The organism is Streptomyces tanashiensis (genome assembly GCF_014648895.1).
In the GTDB taxonomy this organism is placed as follows: Bacteria; Actinomycetota; Actinomycetes; order Streptomycetales; family Streptomycetaceae; genus Streptomyces; species Streptomyces tanashiensis.
Window position 1 is genome coordinate 470,880 of sequence record NZ_BMRZ01000003.1, and the last position, 19,546, is coordinate 490,425.

17 protein-coding genes and 1 riboswitch are annotated in these 19,546 nt (G+C 73.4%); of the genes, 4 read left to right on the plus strand and 13 right to left on the minus strand.

Going from position 1 to position 19,546, the window contains the following annotated elements:
* Window positions 1-5: 5 nt before the first annotated feature.
* Window positions 6-1,253, minus strand: coding sequence for a peptidoglycan-binding domain-containing protein (locus IE237_RS12770; RefSeq protein WP_229842622.1), 1,248 nt, complete (start codon window positions 1,251-1,253; stop codon window positions 6-8).
* 232 nt (window positions 1,254-1,485) lie between these two features.
* On the opposite strand from IE237_RS12770, the gene IE237_RS12775 reads away from it, so the two are divergent.
* A complete protein-coding gene (locus IE237_RS12775; RefSeq protein ID WP_189802025.1) occupies window positions 1,486-3,555 on the plus strand; it encodes an MDR family MFS transporter in 2,070 nt (689 codons plus the stop codon).
* 9 nt (window positions 3,556-3,564) lie between these two features.
* Here the strand turns inward: IE237_RS12775 and IE237_RS12780 are convergent, their stop codons facing one another.
* Together IE237_RS12780 and IE237_RS12785 are read right to left on the minus strand one after the other, a co-directional pair.
* The gene (locus IE237_RS12780; protein ID WP_189802026.1) at window positions 3,565-4,050 is read right to left on the minus strand and encodes a GNAT family N-acetyltransferase; all 486 of its coding nucleotides are present in this window, start codon (window positions 4,048-4,050) and stop codon (window positions 3,565-3,567) included.
* A 33-nt stretch (window positions 4,051-4,083) separates the two neighbouring features.
* Window positions 4,084-4,404, minus strand: coding sequence for an antibiotic biosynthesis monooxygenase family protein (locus IE237_RS12785; RefSeq protein ID WP_189802027.1), 321 nt, complete (start codon window positions 4,402-4,404; stop codon window positions 4,084-4,086).
* A gap of 103 nt (window positions 4,405-4,507) precedes the next feature.
* Between IE237_RS12785 and IE237_RS12790 the strand changes: the two genes are divergently transcribed.
* Window positions 4,508-4,912, plus strand: coding sequence for a hypothetical protein (locus IE237_RS12790; RefSeq protein ID WP_189802028.1), 405 nt, complete (start codon window positions 4,508-4,510; stop codon window positions 4,910-4,912).
* A 3-nt stretch (window positions 4,913-4,915) separates the two neighbouring features.
* Here the strand turns inward: IE237_RS12790 and IE237_RS12795 are convergent, their stop codons facing one another.
* The 3 genes from IE237_RS12795 to IE237_RS12805 are packed head-to-tail and all read right to left on the minus strand — an operon-like array spanning window position 4,916 to window position 8,032.
* Window positions 4,916-5,593 (minus strand): O-methyltransferase, encoded by a 678-nt coding sequence (locus tag IE237_RS12795; protein ID WP_189802029.1) that lies wholly within the window; start codon window positions 5,591-5,593, stop codon window positions 4,916-4,918.
* Window positions 5,590-6,684, minus strand: a complete 1,095-nt coding sequence (locus IE237_RS12800; protein ID WP_189802030.1) for a DUF2330 domain-containing protein — start codon at window positions 6,682-6,684, stop codon at window positions 5,590-5,592. Before IE237_RS12800 ends, IE237_RS12795 begins: the two co-directional genes overlap by 4 nt.
* A 46-nt stretch (window positions 6,685-6,730) precedes the next feature.
* On the minus strand, window positions 6,731-8,032 hold the full coding sequence (locus tag IE237_RS12805) for a cytochrome P450 (RefSeq protein WP_229842625.1): 1,302 nt from the start codon (window positions 8,030-8,032) through the stop codon (window positions 6,731-6,733).
* Window positions 8,033-8,261: 229 nt separating this feature from the next.
* Here IE237_RS12805 and IE237_RS12810 point away from each other — a divergent pair, with 229 nt between their 5' ends.
* Window positions 8,262-9,440 carry a steroid 3-ketoacyl-CoA thiolase gene (locus IE237_RS12810; protein ID WP_189802031.1) on the plus strand — a complete coding sequence of 393 codons (1,179 nt, stop codon included), beginning with the start codon at window positions 8,262-8,264 and terminating at the stop codon, window positions 9,438-9,440.
* Here IE237_RS12810 and IE237_RS12815 read toward each other — a convergent pair.
* The 7 genes from IE237_RS12815 to IE237_RS12845 all read right to left on the minus strand — a co-directional run bounded on the left by IE237_RS12815 (window position 9,424) and on the right by IE237_RS12845 (window position 17,525).
* Window positions 9,424-10,563 carry an NAD(P)H-dependent flavin oxidoreductase gene (locus tag IE237_RS12815; RefSeq protein WP_229842628.1) on the minus strand — a complete coding sequence of 380 codons (1,140 nt, stop codon included), beginning with the start codon at window positions 10,561-10,563 and terminating at the stop codon, window positions 9,424-9,426. The genes IE237_RS12810 and IE237_RS12815 overlap by 17 nt on opposite strands.
* Window positions 10,564-10,818: 255 nt before the next feature.
* Complete coding sequence (locus tag IE237_RS12820; RefSeq protein WP_189802032.1) at window positions 10,819-11,220, minus strand: aggregation-promoting factor C-terminal-like domain-containing protein; 402 nt, start codon at window positions 11,218-11,220, stop codon at window positions 10,819-10,821.
* A gap of 285 nt (window positions 11,221-11,505) precedes the next feature.
* Window positions 11,506-12,372 (minus strand): ECF transporter S component, encoded by an 867-nt coding sequence (locus IE237_RS12825; RefSeq protein WP_189802033.1) that lies wholly within the window; start codon window positions 12,370-12,372, stop codon window positions 11,506-11,508.
* Window positions 12,369-14,063 (minus strand): ABC transporter ATP-binding protein, encoded by a 1,695-nt coding sequence (locus IE237_RS12830; RefSeq protein WP_189802034.1) that lies wholly within the window; start codon window positions 14,061-14,063, stop codon window positions 12,369-12,371. The genes IE237_RS12825 and IE237_RS12830 overlap by 4 nt, the downstream gene beginning before the upstream one ends.
* On the minus strand, window positions 14,060-15,175 hold the full coding sequence (locus IE237_RS12835) for an energy-coupling factor transporter transmembrane component T (protein ID WP_189802556.1): 1,116 nt from the start codon (window positions 15,173-15,175) through the stop codon (window positions 14,060-14,062). The genes IE237_RS12830 and IE237_RS12835 overlap by 4 nt, the downstream gene beginning before the upstream one ends.
* Window positions 15,176-15,600: 425 nt before the next feature.
* The gene (locus IE237_RS12840) at window positions 15,601-16,266 is read right to left on the minus strand and encodes an SCO2322 family protein (protein ID WP_189802035.1); all 666 of its coding nucleotides are present in this window, start codon (window positions 16,264-16,266) and stop codon (window positions 15,601-15,603) included.
* Window positions 16,267-16,274: 8 nt separating this feature from the next.
* Window positions 16,275-17,525, minus strand: coding sequence for an SCO2321 family membrane protein (locus IE237_RS12845; RefSeq protein WP_189802036.1), 1,251 nt, complete (start codon window positions 17,523-17,525; stop codon window positions 16,275-16,277).
* A 95-nt stretch (window positions 17,526-17,620) separates the two neighbouring features.
* Window positions 17,621-17,695: riboswitch (cobalamin riboswitch) on the minus strand.
* Between the two features lie 182 nt (window positions 17,696-17,877).
* Here IE237_RS12845 and IE237_RS40695 point away from each other — a divergent pair.
* Entirely contained in the window at window positions 17,878-19,542 is a 1,665-nt protein-coding gene (locus tag IE237_RS40695) for a serine/threonine-protein kinase (RefSeq protein ID WP_229842632.1), read from the plus strand.
* Window positions 19,543-19,546: the final 4 nt, after the last annotated feature.

Genomic DNA, 19,546 nt, shown 5'->3' on the forward strand with positions numbered 1-19,546 from the left:
GCCCCCTACAGCCAGGTGCTCCGCTCCAGGACCTCGCGCGTGTGGGGGCCGTAGACCCCCTTCGGGTCACCCTCGATGTACATCCACGACTGGTAGCTCTTCACCGCGCGCCAGACCTCCTGGTCGTACTCGCCGTCCACGTCGCCGTGGTACGCCCCCGCCAGGGTCAGCCGCGCCTGGAGCTCGATCACCTCATCGCCCGACGAGCCGATGGTCAGCGTGGCCGACGCCTCCTCGGTCTCCTGGGGCGGCAGCGAGGACGGCGTGGTGGTCGTCGTCGGCGACGCGGACGTCGGGGTCGCGGAGGGGGTGGCGGCCGGAGGGGCGGCCGAACTCGCCGACGCGCTCGGGCTCGCGGTGGTGCCGCTCGGGGAGGGGGTCGCGGACGGCGACGCGGACGTCCGGTGCGGGGTCGGGGAGGACGTGGTCGGCTCCGGGGTCTCGGAGGAGGGGGACGGCGCCTCCGACACGGCGATGTTCAGGGACGCGCTCGTGGTCACCTCGGGCACGGCCGCCCGGTCGTCGGTGTCGTCCGCGCCGCCGAGGACGGACGCGGCCAGGGCCGCGGTGCCCGCCACCGCGACGGCGGCCACCGCCGCGATCACCACGCCGCGCCTGCGGCCCCGCGCCCGCGCCCGCTCCTGGCCGGGCGCGGACGCCACGTCGCCGATGCCGCGCAGCAGCAGCGGCATCGTCTCGGAGGCGTCGCCCGCCGCGCCGGGGTGGCCGTGCCCGGGGTACGGCTCCGAGCCCGCGACACCCCCGTACGCCTCAGGGTCCGGGCCGGCCGGGCGCCCCTGCGCGCCCGGTCCGCCCGCGTACGCCTCCGGACGGATCGCCGCCAGCTGGGTGGTCGGCGGGTCCTCGGGCGCGTACGCCGACGGGTCCTGCGGCGCGTGCTCCGGCGTGTACGGCGACGGGTTCTGCTGTCCATGCTCGGGCGTGTACGGCGACGGGTCCTGCGGCCCGTGCTCCGGCGTGTACGGCGACGGGTTCTGCTGTCCGTGCTCCGGCGCGTACGCCGGCAGGTACGCGGTCGGGTGCTCGTCCGGCCCAGCGGCGCCGACTCCGGTCGCACCGGTGCCGGCCGCGCCGACGCCGGCACCGCCGACGCCCGCCGTGCCGACGCAGGCCGTGCCCGCGCCGCCCGTGCCGAAGCCGTTCGGGCCCCCCGGCCCCTCCGGCTCCGCGGGCGCGTCCAGGGTCACGTACGGCCTGATCCGCAGCGGGTCGAAGTCCTCCGCCGCGGCCATCTCCGCCGCCTTCTCCGCTGCCCTGGCGCAGGCGCAGCCAGGTCTGTGTACACCACATTCAGGACAGACGTGTCCGGTCATGATGGGTCCCCTCCCCGATACAACTGCGAGCGATTATGCAGCCCGCCCCTGTCCGACGGGCGAACGGCTGTGCCCCTCCGCAGGCCGTAATAGGACATTCCGGCCAGGATGGGAGAGGCCACCGCGACACGGAGACGGAGACGGAGACCCCATGGCCCAGGACGCACGCCCGTCCCACCTCGGCGACGCCCCCGTGCCCGGGGAGGGGCAGAGCCGCCGCACCGTCCTCGTCGCGATCGGCGCACTGCTGCTCGGCATGCTGCTCGCCGCCCTCGACCAGAACATCGTCTCCACGGCCCTGCCGACCATCGTCAGCGAGCTCGGCGGAATGGAGCACCTCTCCTGGGTGGTCACCGCCTACATGCTGGCCGCCACGGCCGGCACCCCCCTCTGGGGCAAGCTGGGCGACCAATATGGGCGCAAGAAGCTGATCCAGGGCGCCATCGTCCTCTTCCTCATCGGCTCCGCCCTCTGCGGCATCGCCCAGAACATGCCGCAGCTCATCGCCTTCCGCGCGGTCCAGGGTCTCGGCGGCGGCGGCCTCATGGTGCTGTCGATGGCGATCGTCGGCGACCTCGTCCCACCCCGGGAGCGCGGCAGGTACCAGGGCCTCTTCGGCGCCGTCTTCGGCGGCACCAGCGTCCTCGGCCCGCTCCTCGGCGGGCTCTTCACCGAACACCTCTCCTGGCGCTGGGTGTTCTACATCAACCTGCCGATCGGGATCGTCGCCCTCTTCGTGATCGCGGCCGTGCTGCACATCCCGGCGCGCTCCACCCGGCACACCATCGACTACCTCGGCACCTTCCTCATCGCCTCGGTCGCCACCTGCCTGGTCCTGGTGGCCTCCCTCGGCGGCACCACCTGGGCGTGGGGCTCGGCGCAGATCATCGGCCTCGCCGTCCTCGGAGCCGTACTCCTCGTGTGGTTCGTGCACGTCGAACGGCGGGCCGCCGAACCCGTCCTGCCGCTCAAGCTCTTCCGGATCCGGACCTTCAGCCTCGTCGCCGTCATCAGCTTCGTCGTCGGCTTCGCCTTGTTCGGCGCGATGACCTTCCTGCCGACCTTCCTCCAGATCGTCCAGGGCGTCACCCCGACCATGTCCGGCGTCCACATGCTGCCGATGGTCCTCGGCGTGCTGCTCACCTCGACCGTCTCCGGCCAGATCGTCTCCCGCACCGGCCGCTGGAAGGTCTTCCCGATCGTCGGCACGGCCCTCACCGGGCTCGGCCTGCTCCTCCTCCACAACCTGTCGGAGACCAGCTCGACCTGGTCCATGAGCGTCTGCTTCTTCGTGTTCGGCGCCGGGCTCGGCATGGTCATCCAGGTCCTCGTCGTGGTCGTGCAGAACGCCGTCGCCCACGAGGACCTCGGCGTCGCCACCTCCGGAGTCACCTTCTTCCGCTCCATCGGAGCCTCCTTCGGCGTCGCCGTCTTCGGCACGATCTTCACCAGCCGGCTCACGGACGAACTCGACGACGTGTTCGCGAGCGCGGCGAGCGCGGGAACGGAGCTCCCGCCGGGCATCGACGCCGGCCGGTTCGCCGCCGATCCCCGCGCCCTCGCCGAGCTGCCGCCCGAGCTGCGACCGTCCGTCCTGCAGGCGTACGCCACGTCCATCACGGACGTCTTCCTGTACGCGGCGCCCGTCGTCCTCGTCGCCTTCGTCATCGCCTGGTGCCTGAAGGAGGACAAGCTGCGGGCCTCGGTCACCGCGCCCGGCCCCGGCAGGCCCCTCGCCTCCGACCCGGTCGAGCGCTCCTCGCACGACGAGTGCGCCCGCGCCCTGTCGGTCCTCGGCTCCAGGGAGGGCCGCAGGGCGATCTACGTGAAGATCACCGCCCTCTCCGGGCTCGACCTGCTGCCCGCGGCGAGCTGGCTGCTGCTGCGCGTCCGCCGCCACGGGACCGTCGAACCCTCCTGGCTGGCCGAGACCACCCCCGTACCGCTGGGGGTGATCACGGAGGCGTCCCTGCAGGTGGAGGAGCGGGGGCTGGTGACACGGGAGGGGGTGCAGCTGACCCTCACCGAGGACGGGGTACGGGCCGCGACGGTCCTGGCCAAGGCCCGGGAGGACTCGCTCGCCGAACTCCTCGGCGACTGGTGGGGACCCGAACGGCCCACCGACCTCGTACAGCTGGTGGAGGAGCTGACGGCCGAGCTGCGCGGCTCGGACGGGGAGCGGCCCCGCCCGCCCGAACCTCCCGGCGACCTCCAGACGTAGACCGGCCGCTCAGAGTTCCTTGCCGTACCAGATGTCCATGTACGGACCGGTGCAGTACGCGGGGATCTCCGCGTACCCGTGCCGTGTGTAGAGGGCCCGCGCCTCGACCAGGTCGAGGCGCGTGTTGAGGACCATCCGGCGCGCGCCGAGGCCCCGCGCCTCCTCCTCCAGCCTCCGCATCAGGCCGCCGGATCCGCCCGCCCCACGGAAGGCGTGCCGGATGAAGACGCGCGTCAGCTCGGCGCGTTCGCCGTCCAGCATCAGCACGCCGCCGCAGCCGACGGGCTTCCCGTCCAGTCGTGCCACCAGGAACTGCCCGGTCGGCGGCGTCAGTCGCTCGACCCCGTCGTTCGTCAGGCCATCGTCGAGCTCCGCCTCGGTCGCGGGCCGCTTCCAGTAACGGCCGGCCACGTCGGCGTAGTAGTCGCGCCGCAGGGCGGCCGCGTCCGCGGTGTCGACGCGCTCAGGGGAGAAAGTCCAGGTCATGCGGGCCATTCTGCGGCCCGCACGACCACGCTCGCCGCCGAATTACTTGGGCGACGCCTGCTGGACGACCTCGAACGACCAGAGGGTGGAGCCGGAGGCGGCCGGCTTGGGCCGCTCGCCGCCCTCGCCACCGCCCTGGTGGGCGGCCTTCATGGAACCGTTCATCCAGTTCTGGAAGTCCTCCTCGCTGCGCCAGCGCGTGTACACCAGGTACTGGTCGGTGCCCTCCACCGGGCGCAGCAGCTCGAACCACTCGAATCCGTCGGACCCCTCGACGGCCCCGGCCCGGGAGGCGAAACGCCGCTCCAGCACCTCACGCTGCTCGGCCGGCACGGTCAGGACGTTGATCTTCACGATGCTCATGGAGGGCAGGATATGACCCACCGCTCCGGCGCCCCCGTTTGACGATCCCCGTCGGCAGGCGTAGTCCGGAATCAGGGGGACTCGGGGTGAGAGGAGTCCCATCATGCTCGGCGAGCAGGTCGGCACGCTTTCAGGAGAGATGACGGGGATACGGGTGCTGTCCACGGACGGCGGCCACGCCGTCACGGAGGCCTCGTTCCAGGGGACGGGCACGCTGCTCGGTACGGCGATCAAGGACATGGGGACGTACGAGTCGGTCCTGCAGCCGGACGGCACGCTCTTCGGTGAGGGCCAGGGGATCAGCATGACCGAGGCCGGGGAGACGGTCACCTGGCACGGCTCCGGTGTGGGACGGTTCAACGAGTCCGGCGGGGTGAACTGGCGGGGCGCCGTTTTCTACGAGACCGCCGCCGCCACGTTCGCCCGCCTCAATGGGATCGCCGTCGTGTTCGAGTTCGACACCGAGGAGAGCGGGAAGGTGTCGGCGTCGCTGTTCGAGTGGAAGTAGTCCCTACTCGGTTCCGTCGACCACGCGGGCCAGCAGCAGCCCGTCGTAGCCCTTCGTGCCGACCGTCTGGACGGCCGTCGCGTCCAGGCGCGGTTCGCGGGCGACCAGGTCGAACATCTCGCGGGTGCCGGTGATCGCCGGGTCGTCGGGGTGCGCGGTGGCGACCCTGCCGTTCCGCACCACGTTGTCGACGATGATCAGCGTGCCCGGACGGGAGAGCTTCAGGGCCCACTCCACGTACCGCGGGTTGTTGACCTTGTCCGCGTCGATGAAGACGAGGTCGAAGGGGCCGGCGCCCTCCGCCTCCAGCCGCGGCAGGGTGTCCAGGGCCGCGCCCGTCCGGACCTCGACGATCTTGTCGAGGCCGGCGCGGGCGATGTTGGCGCGGGCGACGTCCGCGTGGGCCGGGTCGTACTCCAGGGTGATCAGGCGGCCGTCGGCGGGCAGCGCGCGGGCCAGCCAGATCGTGCTGTAGCCGCCGAGGGTGCCGATCTCCAGGACGGTCCGCGCGCCCTGCGTCCGGGCCAGCAGGTGGAGCAGCTTGCCCTGGTTGGGGGCGACGGCGATCTCCGGCAGGCCCGCCGCCGTCGAGTCGGCGAGCGCGGCCGTCAGGATCTCGTCGGCGGGGGCGATCGTGTCGGTGAAGTACTGGTCCACGTCGGTCCACTGAGGGTTCGTCATACGGTCGAACGTACACCTGCGTCCGCGGTCCGGCGGCGTCTCGCCACCCCTGCGGCGAGCAGTGCCGCGAGCAGCAGGCCGCCGCCGACCGTCAGGAGCCAGACGGGGATGCCGCCGCCGACGGTGAGCAGCCGGTCGGTGTACTCGACCTGGCGGTACGGGGTGTCGGCGACGGTCCGCAGGTGGTGGTCGTCGTCGATGCGTTCGGGGTGGGGGAAGTGCTGTTCCAGGACCGTCAGACGGACCGGACGGTCGCCGGTGAGGCCCGCGACGGCGCCCTCGGGGCGCTCGATCCGGCCGGCGAAGGTGACCTCGGGGCGGTCGCCGCCGATGGGGGAGCGGGGTTCCATCCGGTGGTCGGCGAGGACGTACAGGCCGAGGGTCTGCGGAGTCCGCGCGAGGCGGGAGAGCCGCATGGGATAGACGAGTTCGGGGGAGGAGAAGGTGATCCGCAGCGGGGTCAGCTCGCCGTAGAGGGTCGCGCCCCGCTCCTGCGGGGCCAGGCGGACGGCGACGTACTCCCACTTCCGCTCGACGTACGGCTGGAGCGCGCCGGTGAGCCGCTCGGGCAGCTCGAAGCCGTTGGTGCGCAGCCAGTCGCCGAGGGCCTCGGGGTCGGTGGCGGTGAGCCGGGCCACGTCGAAGGGGCCGAGCCGCTCGCGCCCCACGACGCCGACTCCGGAGCCCGCGCCGGGCGGGGCGGCGCCGGCTCCGTCGCCGTAGGTGCTGTCGAAGGGCCAGTCGCCCTCGCGCGGCCAGAAGTAGTGGCGGTCGCGCTGCTCGGGTTCGGTGAGCCGGTCGAGCGCGTCGAAGAGCGCCGGGTCGCCGAGGGCGACGTCGGCGCGGCCCGGCACCGGCATGATCCAGGCCGCCCGACGGGCGTTCCCGTGCACGTGGAAGCGCATGACGACGGTCTCGGTGCGCCCGTCCCAGCGGACGGCCGACTCCTCCCGGTCGACGCCGATGCGCTCGGCCTTGTCCGGGATCATGGCGCCGCAGCCGCAGGCGTAGGCCGGTGCGACGAGCGAGCCGAGCTGGAGCGCGAGCAGCGCGACGACGATGGTCAGGATGTGTCTCTGTGTCCCCCGCATGCGGGGTCAGACGTGGTCGGTCGCCTTCCGGTTCCGTGCGTACGGCTCAGGCGGAGGTCCTGACCCGGAGCTCCTTCACGCCGTTGAGCCAGGCCGCCCGCAGCCGGCGCGGTTCGCCGGCGAGGGTGAGGTCGGGCAGGGCGTCGGCGATCGCGTTGAAGATGAGTTCGATCTCCTTGATCGCGAGGGACTTGCCGAGGCAGAAGTGGGGTCCGCCGCCGCCGAAGCCGAGGTGGGGGTTGGGATCGCGGGTGATGTCGAAGCGTTCGGGGTCGGTGAAGACCTCGGGGTCGTTGTTGGCGGAGGAGTAGAAGAGGCCGATCCGGTCGCCCTTGCGGATCTTCTGCCCGCCGAGCTCGGTGTCCTGGGTGGCGGTCCGCTGGAAGGAGACGACGGGGGTCGCCCAGCGCACGATCTCCTCGGCGGCGGTCGCGGGCCGCTCCCGCTTGAAGAGGTCCCACTGGTCGGGGTGGGTGAGGAAGGCGTGCATGCCGTGGCTGATGGCGTTGCGGGTGGTCTCGTTCCCGGCGACGGCGAGCAGCAGGACGAAGAAGCCGAACTCGTCGGAGGAGAGGTTGCCCTGGCCCTCGGCGGCGACGAGCTGGCTGACGATGTCGGCGGCGGGGCACTCCTTGCGGGCGGCGGCCATGTTCATCGAGTAGCCGATGAGTTCCATGGCGGCCTCGGCGCCGATCTCCTCGGTGATGGCGTACTCGGGATCGTCGTACGCGACCATCTTGTTCGACCAGTCGAAGATCCGGGAGCGGTCCTCCTGGGGGACGCCGATGAGTTCGGCGATGGCCTGGAGGGGCAGTTCGACGGCGACGCGGGTGACGAAGTCGAAGGTGCCGTCGGCGTCGGTGCCGCGCTTCGCCTCCTCGACGATGGCGTGCGCGCGGTCGCGCAGGGCGGTCTCCAGGTTCCGGATCGCGCGGGGGGTGAAGCCGCGCTGGACGATCTGGCGGACCCGGGTGTGCTCGGGCGGGTCCATGTTGAGCATGATCAGCTTCTGGACCTCGATCTGGTCCCGGGTGATGTGCTCGTTGAAGCGGATGACGGCGGTGTTCTCGTACGAGGAGAACAGCTCGGGGTGGGTGGAGACGTACTTGACGTCGGCGTGGCGGGTGACCGCCCAGTACCCGCCGTCCTCGAAGCCGGTGACGCCGGCCGGCTGGGGGCACCACCACACGGGCGCGGTCTGCCGCAGCCGGGCGAACTCCGGGAAGGGGACGCGGTCGCGGAGCAGGTCGGGGTCGGTGGCGTCGAACCCTTCGGGGAGCCCCTCGGGGAGTCCCTGGGGGAGGTGCCCCTCGGGGAGCTGTCCTCCGGGGAGATGCGGGCAGGCCATCGGCAACACTCTCCATATCTGATGGACCATCAGAAGTTGCCGGGAAAGTTAGTAACGAGTTCTACAAGTAGCAAGGGGCGGAGCGGGAACTGTTGCGTCCCGGACCCTTGCGTACCGGCGGTAGCAGTCATAAGACTGCACTCAGAACTAGAACGCGTACTAGTTCCCCCGTGACGCCGACCGACCGGGGTGCCGGGACACCCCGTCCGGTCGAGGAGAGGACGAGCTCATGGCCGCGGAACCCGTCATCGTCGAAGCCGTACGCACCCCCATCGGCAAGCGCGGAGGCGCGCTCGCCAACCTCCACCCCGCCTACCTCCTGGGCGAGACCTACCGCGAACTCCTCGGCCGCACCGGCATCCACGCCGACTGCGTCGAACAGATCGTCGGCGGTACGGTCACCCACGCCGGCGAGCAGTCCATGAACCCGGCGCGCACCGCCTGGCTCACCATGGGACTGCCCTACGAGACGGCCGCCACCACCGTCGACTGTCAGTGCGGCTCCTCGCAGCAGGCCAGCCACATGGTCGCCAACATGGTCGCGGCCGGCGTCATCGACATCGGGATCTCCTGCGGCGTCGAGGCCATGTCCCGCGTCCCGCTCGGCTCCGGATCCAAGCACGGCCCGGGCAAGCCGTTCCCCGACGAGTGGAACGTCGACCTGCCCAACCAGTTCGAGGCCGCCGAGCGCATCGCCCGCCGCCGCGGCCTCACCCGCGAACGCGTCGACTCCCTCGGCCTGCTCTCCCAGGAACGGGCCGCGATCGCCTGGTCCGAGGAGCGCTTCAAGCGCGAGACCTTCGCCGTCCAGGTCCCCACCACGGAGGCCGAACAGGCCGCCGGGCAGGGCATGTGGCGGCTCGTCGACCGCGACGAGGGCCTGCGCGACACCACCATGGAGGGCCTGGGCCGCCTCAAGCCCGTGATGCCCACCGCGATCCACACCGCCGGGAACTCCTCCCAGATCTCCGACGGAGCCTCCGCCATCATGTGGGCCTCCAAGCGCATGGCCCGCGCCCTCAAGCTCCGCCCGCGCGCCCGGATCGTCGCCCAGGCCCTCGTCGGCGCCGACCCGCACTTCCACCTCGACGGGCCGATCGACGCGACGCGGGCGGTGCTGGGGAAGGCCGGGATGTCGCTCAAGGACATCGACCTCGTCGAGATCAACGAGGCCTTCGCCTCGGTCGTCCTGAGCTGGGCGCAGGAATTCGACCGGGACCTGGACGGGCTCGTGAAGGTCAACGTCAACGGCGGCGCCATCGCCCTGGGCCACCCCGTCGGCGCCACCGGCGCCCGGCTCATCGCCACCGCCCTGCACGAACTGGAGCGCACCGACAAGGAGTTCGCGCTCATCACCATGTGCGCGGGCGGGGCGCTCGCCACCGGGACGATCATCCAGCGGCTCTGACGGCTCCTTCGGTCAGGGCGGAGAGGTACGCGGCGGCCGAGGGCTCCTGAGCCAGGGCCGCCGCCTGGCCGGCCCAGAGGTTCACGTACTCGGGCCGGCCCTGCTCCGCCGCGGCCCGGCGCACCGGCCCCATCAGCACGTTCTGCACGGGATACGGCGGTACGCGCTCCTCGTGGGCCGCCATGTCCCGGACGAAGCCGTTCGGGATGCCCCGCGCCGTCCGCCCCGAGAAGAGCCGGGTCAGGACGGTCGTCCGGGCCTCGGGGGTGCCGAGGACGCGCCGGTGCGCCTCGCTCGCCCCCGACTCGCGCGTGGCCAGGAATCCCGTGCCGACCTGGACGGCGTCCGCGCCGAGCGCCAGCGCGGCGGCGACCCCGCGCCCGTCGGCGATCCCGCCCGCCGCGACCACCGGGACCGTCACCGCGTCCGCCACCTGCGGCACCAGCGAGAAGGTGCCGACCAGGGACTCCCGCACGGGCCGCAGGAAGGCGCCCCGGTGGCCGCCCGCGTCGCTGCCGGAGGCGACGACCGCGTCCACCCCGGCCGCCTCCAGGGCCACCGCCTCCTCCACCGTCGTCGCCGTGCCGACCACGACGATCCCGCGCCGCCGGGCCTCCGCGACCAGACGGCGCGGCGGCAGGCCCATGACCAGGCTGATCACCGGCGGCGCGGCCGCGATCAGGGCGTCGAGCTGCGCGTCGAAGTCGGGCCACGCCCGGATGTCCCCGGCGCTCGGCGGGCGCACCCCCAGCTCCTCGTAGTAGGGGCGCAGCCGCTCGATGTGCTCGGCGAGCGCGGCCTCGGGGAGGCCGGTCCGCTCGCCCTCCTGCGGCACCCACAGGTTCACGGCGAACGGCCGGCCGGTCGCGGCGCGGAGCCGGGCCACGAGGGCGGTGATCTCCTCGGGGGTGTGGATGTGCGCCCCGTACGAGCCGAGGCCGCCGCCCTCGGAGACGGCGGCGGCCAGCTCGACGGAGGAGAGACCCCCGCCGAAGGGGCCCTGGACGACGGGGAGCGGGATCCCGACGAGGCCGCCGAAGCGGCCGGGCGGGAGGGCGGGCGAGGGGTGCGCGGATGTGGGGTGCGCGGGCAGGGGGTGCGCGGGCACGGGGTGCGGTGACATGGGCGGCCTCCGGCGTCGCGGCGGGGCCGTCCGGTGGGGCCCGCCGATGCCGGGAACACTAGACGAGACTAGACGACCGGTCTACTAAAACGGTGGATGCGGAGAGCCGGCAGTCCTGCGGAAACGCCGTGCGACTCGCGGAAACGCCGCAGGCCCCGCGGAAAACGTCGCAGGCCCCGCGGAAAACGCCGCAGGCCCCGCCCCTCCGTGAGGAGGGCGGGGCCTTGCGGATGCGCGATGCGGCAGTGGTGCTTCTTAGTACCAGCCGTTGGCCTGCCAGAACGCCCAGGCGGCGTTCGGGGAGCCGTAGCGCTCGTTCATGTAGTTGAGGCCCCACTTGATCTGGGTGGCCGGGTTGGTCTTCCAGTCGGAACCGGCCGAGGCCATCTTCGACGCCGGCAGGGCCTGGACCAGGCCGTAGGCGCCGCTGGAGGAGTTGGTCGCGGTGTGGTTCCAGTGCGACTCGTGCTCGACGATCTTGCTGAAGGACGCGTACTGCGAGGCAGGGACGATCTGACGAGCGAGATCCTGCGGGCTGGAGGCCGAGGCCGAGCCCGTCGTGCCCAGCACCGCACCCGACGCACCCAGCAGCACGGCTGCGGAAGCGGCGATCTTCTTGTTGCGGGCAGAGACACGAGTGGTGAGCGAGCGGATCAAGGTTTTGACCTAACGTCGGGAACAAGGGCCGCGCCAGGCGTTTTCGGCAAGCCGGAACCAGAGCCCGGGAGACCCGGAAACTGGGGGAACCGGCCGACCGTGGCGCTGCGATGAGCACCGGCTGCCTGGCGACGTCCACCAGACAAGCAGGGCTCGAACGCCGATGCAACGACCCCCTGTACGAGGAAGGTTCGGACCCGGGGGGCCTTGGAGGGGGAGCCGCTGTGCGGCGTTTCCGCAGGTCATGCGGGAGTGTGGGGTGATTTGGCCTGGTCTGCCGGTCTACTACTCCGCCTCGTACGTGACGTAGGTCCTATGAGGCGCCTCACCCCGGGAGGGCCCTTCCGGGGCCTCGAATGTGACCTGGGCCTCGAAGTTCGCCCGCCGCGTGGCCCGCCGGAGCGCCCTCAGGAGCGCGCCGCCGACGGTCACGGTCAGGACGACGGTGAGGGCGGCGCGGCCGAGGTCCCAGCCGAGGGAGGTGGCGAGCACATAGGCGAGGAAACGGACCAGGTTCTCGTGGACCGGCGCACCCGGCTCGAAGGAGATCCCGCTGCTCAGGCCCTGGAGCAGGACCCAGCCCTGCAGATTCATGACCGTGCCGTACGCGAACGCCGCCACGAATCCGTACGCGGACAGCATCAGCAGCTCGGCCCGCCCCCGCAGCCGGTCGGGGCCCGGCAGCAGCCCCGCGCCCATCGTGAACCAGCCCATCGACAGCATCTGGAACGGCATCCACGGGCCCACACCGCCCGTGAGCAGCGCCGACGCGAACATCGTCACCGAGCCCAGGACGAAGCCGAAGCCCGGCCCCAGGACCCGGCCGCTCAGCACCATCAGGAAGAACATCGGCTCCAGACCGGCCGTCCCCGCCCCCAGCGGGCGCAGCGCCGCGCCCACCGCGGCCAGCACGCCCAGCATCGCCACCGCCTTCGCGTCCATCCCGCAGTCCGCGATCGTCGCCACCACCACCGCCACCAGGAGCGGCAGCAGCGCGGCGAACAACCACGGCGCGTCCCCGGCGTGCGAGGTGACGGCGGAGCCGGCGTCCGCGAAGAGGGGCCAGCAGAAGGCGAGGAGCCCGACGAGGGAGACGAGGACCAGCGCCGCGACCGAGCGGGGGCCCAGGCGGACCGGGCGGGCCGCCCTCACAGGGCCGCCTCCACCTGTTCGACCGTGAGCCACGGCTGCGGGGCCAGGATCTTCGCCACCTGCGGCGAGAACGCGGGCGAGGACACCACGACCTCGGCCGTCGGGCCGTCCGCGACGACCTCGCCGTCCGCGATGATCACGACCCGGTGCGCCAGCTCCGCCGCCAGCTCCACATCGTGCGTGGCCAGCACGATCGCGTGACCGTCCGCCGCGAGCGTCCGCAGATGCGCGACCAGCCGCGACTTCGCCGCGTAGTCCAGGCCGCGGGTCGGCTCGTCGAGCAGCAGCAGCGGGGGGCGGCCGGTCAGTACGACGGCCAGCGCGAGCGCCAGCCGCTGGCCCTCCGACAGGTCACGGGGGTGCGTGTCGTCCGCCACCCCCGGCAGCAGCTCCTCCACCAGCGCCCGGCAGGTCCCGGGCGTCGCGCCCGCGTCCGCGTCGGCCGCCGCGCACTCGGCGGCGACGGTGTCCGCGTACAGCAGGTCCCGCGGCTCCTGCGGCACCAGGCCGACCTGGCGGATCAGCTCGCGGGGCGCGGTGCTGTGCGGGGCGAGACCGGCGATCCGGACGGTGCCGGCCGTCGGTTCGATCATGCCCACGAGGGTGGAGAGCAGGGTGGACTTCCCGGCGCCGTTCCGCCCCATGAGCGCGACGGTCTCGCCGGGGGCGACCTGGAGGTCGACGCGGCGGAGGGCTTCTACGCGGCCGCGACGGACACCGAGGGCGGTGACGTTCGCGAGGGGGGTGGTGGGGGTGGTGGGTGCGGTGGGTCGGGTGCGGCGGCGTAGGAAGAGGGAGAGTCCCCTGTCCCGCCCCTTCCCGAAACCGGGTGCTCCGCCCCCGGACCCCCGCGCCTCGAACGCCGGCGGGGCTGGATTCGGGAACCGGCCCTCCAGGTGCGCCTTCAGCTCACCCGCCCGCCGCCGTGCGTCCCGCACCGTCAGGGGCAGCGGGTCCCAGCCCGCCAGCCGGCCCAGGGCCACCACCGGGGGATGCACCGGTGAGACGGACATGATCTCGGCCGGGGGGCCCATCACCGCGTCCGGCAGGAGGAGGACCTGGTCCGCGTACTGCACCACCCGCTCCAGGCGGTGCTCCGCCAGGAGGACCGTCGTGCCCAGGTCGTGGACCAGGCGCTGGAGCACCGCGAGGACGTCCTCCGCCGCCGACGGGTCGAGCGCCGAGGTCGGCTCGTCCAGGACGAGGACCTTGGGGTGCGGGGTCAGGACGGAGCCGATCGCGACGCGCTGGCGCTGGCCGCCGGAGAGCGTGGCGATCGGGCGGTCGCGGAGTTCGGCGAGGCCCAGGAGGTCGAGGGTCTCCTCGACGCGGCGCCGCATGACGCCGGGCGCGAGCCCCAGGGACTCCATGCCGTACGCGAGCTCGTCCTCGACCGTGTCGGTGACGAAGTGCGCGGACGGGTCCTGGCCCACCGTGCCCACCAGGTCCGCGAGCTCGCGCGGCGGATGCGTGCGGGTGTCGCGGCCGTCGACCGTCACCCGGCCGGTCAGCGTGCCGCCCGTGAAGTGCGGGACGAGGCCCGAGACCGCGCCGAGGAGGGTCGATTTGCCGACACCCGAGGGGCCCACGAGGAGCACCAGCTCGCCCTCGGGGACCGTGAGGTTCACGTTCCGCAGGGTCGGCTCGGCGTCCTCCTCGTACCTCACGGAGACGTTCTCGAAGCGGATCACACCATCTCCTTGGGTTTCGGCGCCACGAACGCCGGGACGAGGCCCACCAGGACCGACAGTGCCGGCCACAGCGGCAGCTCCGGCGCCTCCAGCGGGACGACCCCGGGGTGCAGGGCCTCCGGGGCGTAGGCGTTCGCCCAGATCATCAGGACCGCGACCGCCACCCCGGAGCCCGCGACCAGGCAGGCCCGCGCACCCCAGTGGTCGGGCCGGTAGCGCGTACGGACGGTCCGGCGCCCGCCGAGCCGGAGCCCGGCCATCGCGGCCAGCAGCCCGGCGCCGAGCAGCGGAAGCCCGTACCCCGCGCCTTCCGCCGCCAGCAGCCCGTACGAGCCGGCGGCCACGCCGAGGAGCCCGCCCAGGGTCAGGACGTTCGTGGTGCGCCGTACCGATGCCGGGACCCGGGCCGTCCGCCCGTAGCCCCGCGCGTCCATCGAGGCCGCCACCGCGATCGACCGCTCCAGCGCTCCCTCCAGGACCGGCAGGCCGATCTGGAGCACCGCCCGCACCCCTCCGGTGGGCCGGCCCCGCAGCCTGCGGGCGGTCCGCAGCCGGACCACGTCGGCGACCATGTTCGGCGCGAAGGTCATCGCCACGACGACGGCGACCCCCACCTCGTACAGCGCCCCCGGCAGCGACTTCAGCAGCCGCGCCGGGTTGGCGAGGGCGTTCGCGGCGCCCACGCAGATCAGCAGGGTCGCCAGCTTGGCGCCGTCGTACAGCGCGAACACCAGCTGCTCGGCCGTCACCCGGCCCCCGATCCGTACCCCCTGCGCCCAGTCGGGCAGCGGCACCTCGGGGAGGGTGAACAGCTCGTGCTCACCGGGGATGGGGGAGCCGAGGAGAAGGGAGAAGACGACCCGCAGCGCGACGACGAACAGGCCCAGCTTCACGAAAGCGCCGTACGAGCGGGCCCAGGGCGCGTCCGTACGCCGGGCCGCCACCACGTAGCCCGCCACCCCGACGAGCAGTCCGAGCAGCAGCGGGTTGGTCGTGCGGGAGGCGGCGACGGCCAGGCCGAGCGCCCACAGCCACCACGCGCCCGCGTGGAGGGCGTTGGCCCGGCTCGCCTCGGGGGCCGCGAACAGGCCACGGGCCGAGGACGCGAACATGCCACGGCGTCGCGAGGACGTGACCGTGCCGCCGGCCGAGGCCGAGGCCACGTCGGGGGTCGGGGTCGTGCCGCCGGCCGAGGCTGTGCCTCCGGCCGTGGCTGTGCCTCCAGTCGAGGCCGAGGCTGAGGCTGAGGACATGGCCGTTCCTCCGGCCTTGGTCGTGCTCTCGGCCGTGGCCGTTCCTTCGGCCTTGGTCGTGCTCTCGGCCGTGGCCGTTCCTCCGGCCTTGGTCGTGCTCCCGGTTGCGGCCGTTCCTCCGGCCGAGGCCGAGGCCGAGGACATGGCCGTGGCCCCGGTTGCGGCCGCCGTGCCCCCGGCCGGGGCCGTGCTCCCGGTTGCGGCCGTGCCTCGGCCCCCCGTGGCCGTGCCTCCGGTCGAGGTCGTTCCTCGGTCCGAGGCCGGGTGTTCGCTGCGGGCCGTGCTCATCGGCGCCGGCGGGCCTTCCAGATCGCCGCCCCGCCGAGGGCCAGCACGGCCGCCCCGCCGGCCAGCACGCCGACGGACGGGCCGCCGCCGTCGGATTCCCGCGCCGCCGTCGGCGCCGGAGTCTTCTTCCCTCCGGCGTCTCCCGCGTTCCCGCCCGCCTCGACCGGTTCGCCGCAGCCCCGCGCCGGGTAGCCCGCGATCCCGCACAGCATGGCCGCGCTGTCGTACCGCAGCGGCTTCGCGACCGCGGCCAGCGCCTCCGCGCCCGTCGCGTCCTCGCGGACCTCCGCGCAGCCGACCTTGATCAGCTTCTCCGGAGGGGTCTCCCCGGTCGGCGCGTCCACGGGGCCGCCGAAGTCGACGACGACCGCGATGCGCTTGGTGCCGTCCTTCTTCTCCACGCCCCCGCAGATCCCCCGGAAGTCGGGGGCGACGGAGGGCTGGGAGGTGTCACCGGTGCCGTTGCTGATCGCGAAGCGGAAGCCGAGGGCGTCGCCGTCGGCGGGCCGGGCGGTCGCCGGGCCCTGCGTGGCGTACGCCCAGGGCTTCCCGCCGTCGCTCTCCCAGAACGACCAGTAGCGGTAGGCGGCCGCCTGCGCCGGGGCCGCCGCGACGCCGGTCAGGGTGAGCAGCACCCCGGCCGTCACCCCCGCGGCCCGCATCCGTCCGATCACTTCTTGCGGCCGCTCACGAGGAAGCCGATGCCGACGCCGACGACCGTGCCGATGCCGATGATCCACCAGATGTCGAAACCGGAGTCCTCGTCGTCGCTGGTGGAGGAGGCGGAGGTGTCCGGGGCCTTGGGCGCCGGGCCGGTGGCGTTGAGCTGCTCGACCAGGTCCGCCGTGCCGAACTCGCGCGGATCGGTCTCCGTCGCCCGGGCCGCGAGGATCAGCTGCGCGTAGGCGGCCGGACCGCCCTCCTTCGCCCAGGCGGCGGAGTTCTTCTCCAGCCACGTCAGGGCCGGCTCGGCCTGCTTCGTGGCGCCGGAGGCGGCGAGTGCGACGACGGCGTCGGCGGTGTTGCCGACGTCGGGCTGCTCGGTGGTGTCGGTGGCGCCCGGCATCGGCGGGAGCATGAGGTGGCCGGTCTTCGCGAGGGCCTTCGCCAGGTAGGAGGCGCCGTTCAGCGCGGCCCGCTCGACGGTCGGCTTCGACAGGTCGGCGCAGGCCGGCGGCTGGTCGGGGGAGGCCTTGGTGGCGACGACGCTCTTGCCGAGCCCGGCGAGGGTGGCCGCCGCGGTGGCGTCGGCGTTCGCGAGGAGCTTGCCGGTCTTGTCCGGCTGGTACGCGAAGGCCCCGGCGCCGTCCTTGTCCGAGCAGGGCAGCGCGAAGGTGAGGAGCGCGTCGTACGGGGTACGGCCCTCGGCGGAGGTGAACGAACCGGGCCGCACGCCGATCGCGGCGAGCGCGCCGACGACGACCGAGGTGGAGTTGGCGTCGCTCGCGCCGCCGGCGCTGTAGCCCCAGCCGCCGTCCTTGTTCTGCACGGTCCGCAGCCAGCCGGAGCCGGCCTTGACGGCCTTGTCGATCGTCTCGGGGGCGGCGGCCTGGCGGCGCACGGAGCGGAGCGCCTGGACGGCGACGGCGGTGGCGTTCGTGTCCCGCATCGTCTTCGCGTCGCAGGGCTTCGACACGTCCGCGCGGTACGAGGCGAACGAACCGTCGGCGCACTGCTGGCCCAGGAGCCAGTCCACGGACTGGTCGGCCGGCTGGTAGCCGGTGCTGCGCTGGGCGAGGAAGGCGAGCGACTGGCGCCAGACACCGTCGTACGTCGGGTCCTTCGTGCCGTACAGGCCTGCCGGGAGGGTGCCGGTCGAGGGGGTCGGGGACGGCGCGGCGGCGGCCGGAACGGCGGCTGCGGTGCCGAGCACGACTGCGGCGGCGGCGAGCGCGGCTGCGCCGCGGCGGACGGTGTTCATGGGGCCCTCTCCTGCGGCCGGGCACCGGCACGCCTCAGGGGCACCAGGCTCCGGCTCCGTATTCCTCGACGGTGCCGGCGGTCATGTCCCGCGCGGGGCATTCCGACTCACCGCTCCCAGGGGTGCGGTTCACGGTTGCGGGTCAGTGCCGGATTCGCACCGGCTTCCCCCCGTACGGGCATGATGACGACCCGCTCACTCTACCGGCCCGTACGCCCGTGGCCCCGGGGGTGCGAGGCGCCTCACACCGGGGTGGGAACAGGTCTGGAGACAGGGTCCCGGGGAACTGATCACTGTGCCATGCTGACGCCGCCACGACAGCATGACGACGGCGTCTTCACGGGGGTGCGGAATGCGGCCGTTGACCGAGAGCGACCCGCGGGGGGTCGGTCCCTACCGGCTCCTCTACCGGCTGGGCGAGGGCGGCATGGGCCGCGTCTACCTGGGCCGGTCGCGGGGCGGCCGGACGGTCGCGCTCAAGGTGGTGCACGGTGCGCTCGCCGGCGATCCGGGGTTCCGGACGCGCTTCGCCCGCGAGGTGCGGGCGGCCCAGTCGTTACGCGGCGCCGGCACGGTCCCGGTCCTCGACGCCGACCCGGACGCGGAGGTGCCCTGGCTGGCCACCGCGTACGTCCCCGGTCCCGCGCTGTCCGAGGCGGTCCTGGCGCACGGACCCCTCCCCGAACCGGCCCTCTGGCGGCTGCTCTCCGGCCTCGCCCACGCCCTCGACGGTGTGCACCGGGCGGGGCTCGTGCACCGGGACGTCAAACCGTCCAACGTGCTGCTCTCGCCGTCCGGCCCCCTGCTCATCGACTTCGGCATCGCCCGCTCCGCCGACGAGACGGCCCTGACGGGGACGGGCCTGGTCGTCGGCTCGCCCGGTTTCATGTCGCCGGAGCAGGCGGAGGGCCGGACGGTCGGTCCCGCGGCCGACCTCTTCTCGCTCGGCGCGGTGCTGGCGTTCGCGGCGACCGGGCGCGGGCCCTTCGGTGGCGGTTCGGTGGCGGAGCTGCTGTACCGGCTCGTCCACCACGAGCCCGACCTCGCCGGGGTCGAGGGGCCGTTCGCGGAGCTCGTAAGGCGCTGTCTGGCCAAGCGGCCGGACGACCGCCCGCCGGTGGCCGAGCTCGCCGCGACGGCCGACGCGCACCGGGAGGAGTCGGGGAGCTGGCTGCCGGCTCCCGTGGTCGCGGCCATCGCGCAGAAGGCGGAGGAGCTGCTCAACGCGGAGGCGGAGATCGAGCCGGAGCCGCAGCCGGACCCGCGGTCCCGGCCGGTCGCGGCGGAGAGCGCCGCCGAGTCGGGGCCGGGCGCCGTGACCGTCGCCCTGCCGCCCACCGCGCCGCCCCGGACGGCCGTCCTGCCCGCGCAGGAGCCCGGGGAGCGGCCCGCCGGGAAGCCCGCCCCGCGACCCTCCGTACCGACGCCCGCCCGGCCCTCCGCCGCGCCCCGCAGCCGCGCCGCCGTCCGGGGTCCGGAGGCCGAGTCGCGGGCCCGCGCCCGCTCGACGGGGGTGCCGACCGCGCGGGAGCGCGCCGTACGGGCGCTGACCACGGGTCTGGGGAGGCCCCTGTTCGGGTTGTTCTACCTGGTGCCGATGGTGGCCTTCCTCGTGGGCGGGATCGACCTCCTGAGCCGGGCGGAGGCGTACCCCTCGCTCTCCGACCAGGCGCAAGGCCCCTACCAGTGGGCGATGAACGACTGGTGGCGCGTCCCCGCCACGCTGCTCCTGATCGCCGCGATGGTGGGGCTGCACGGCTACCGGGGACGGCTGGCCACGGTCCGGGCCGGCAGGGTCCGGCTCTGGTCGGCGGGGATCGCCTTCTACTGGATCGCCCTGATCGCCGTGCTGACCCTGCACCTCCTCTGGTACCTGTTCGTCCACAACGGCTATGACTATGCCGAGCACGGCGGGCAGCACTGGCTGTGGTGGGTGGCGATCCCGGTGCTGGTGCTCGGCGGCGGTGTCTCCCCGCTGGTCCTGGTCATGTCCCTCATCCGCCTGTTCAAGGCGTGAGGCG

Excerpts from the sequence above, each read along its gene's own strand:
- IE237_RS12770 (WP_229842622.1), bottom strand. The coding sequence starts at position 1,253 with ATGGCCGCGGCGGAGGACTTCGACCCGCTGCGGATCAGGCCGTACGTG.
- IE237_RS12775 (WP_189802025.1), top strand. The coding sequence starts at position 1,486 with ATGGCCCAGGACGCACGCCCGTCCCACCTCGGCGACGCCCCCGTGCCC.
- IE237_RS12780 (WP_189802026.1), bottom strand. The coding sequence starts at position 4,050 with ATGGCCCGCATGACCTGGACTTTCTCCCCTGAGCGCGTCGACACCGCG.
- IE237_RS12785 (WP_189802027.1), bottom strand. The coding sequence starts at position 4,404 with ATGAGCATCGTGAAGATCAACGTCCTGACCGTGCCGGCCGAGCAGCGT.
- IE237_RS12790 (WP_189802028.1), top strand. The coding sequence starts at position 4,508 with ATGCTCGGCGAGCAGGTCGGCACGCTTTCAGGAGAGATGACGGGGATA.
- IE237_RS12795 (WP_189802029.1), bottom strand. The coding sequence starts at position 5,593 with ATGACGAACCCTCAGTGGACCGACGTGGACCAGTACTTCACCGACACG.
- IE237_RS12800 (WP_189802030.1), bottom strand. The coding sequence starts at position 6,684 with ATGCGGGGGACACAGAGACACATCCTGACCATCGTCGTCGCGCTGCTC.
- IE237_RS12805 (WP_229842625.1), bottom strand. The coding sequence starts at position 8,032 with ATGGCCTGCCCGCATCTCCCCGGAGGACAGCTCCCCGAGGGGCACCTC.
- IE237_RS12810 (WP_189802031.1), top strand. The coding sequence starts at position 8,262 with ATGGCCGCGGAACCCGTCATCGTCGAAGCCGTACGCACCCCCATCGGC.
- IE237_RS12815 (WP_229842628.1), bottom strand. The coding sequence starts at position 10,563 with ATGTCACCGCACCCCGTGCCCGCGCACCCCCTGCCCGCGCACCCCACA.
- IE237_RS12835 (WP_189802556.1), bottom strand. The coding sequence starts at position 15,175 with ATGTTCGCGTCCTCGGCCCGTGGCCTGTTCGCGGCCCCCGAGGCGAGC.
- IE237_RS12840 (WP_189802035.1), bottom strand. The coding sequence starts at position 16,266 with ATGCGGGCCGCGGGGGTGACGGCCGGGGTGCTGCTCACCCTGACCGGC.
- IE237_RS12845 (WP_189802036.1), bottom strand. The coding sequence starts at position 17,525 with ATGAACACCGTCCGCCGCGGCGCAGCCGCGCTCGCCGCCGCCGCAGTC.
- IE237_RS40695 (WP_229842632.1), top strand. The coding sequence starts at position 17,878 with ATGCGGCCGTTGACCGAGAGCGACCCGCGGGGGGTCGGTCCCTACCGG.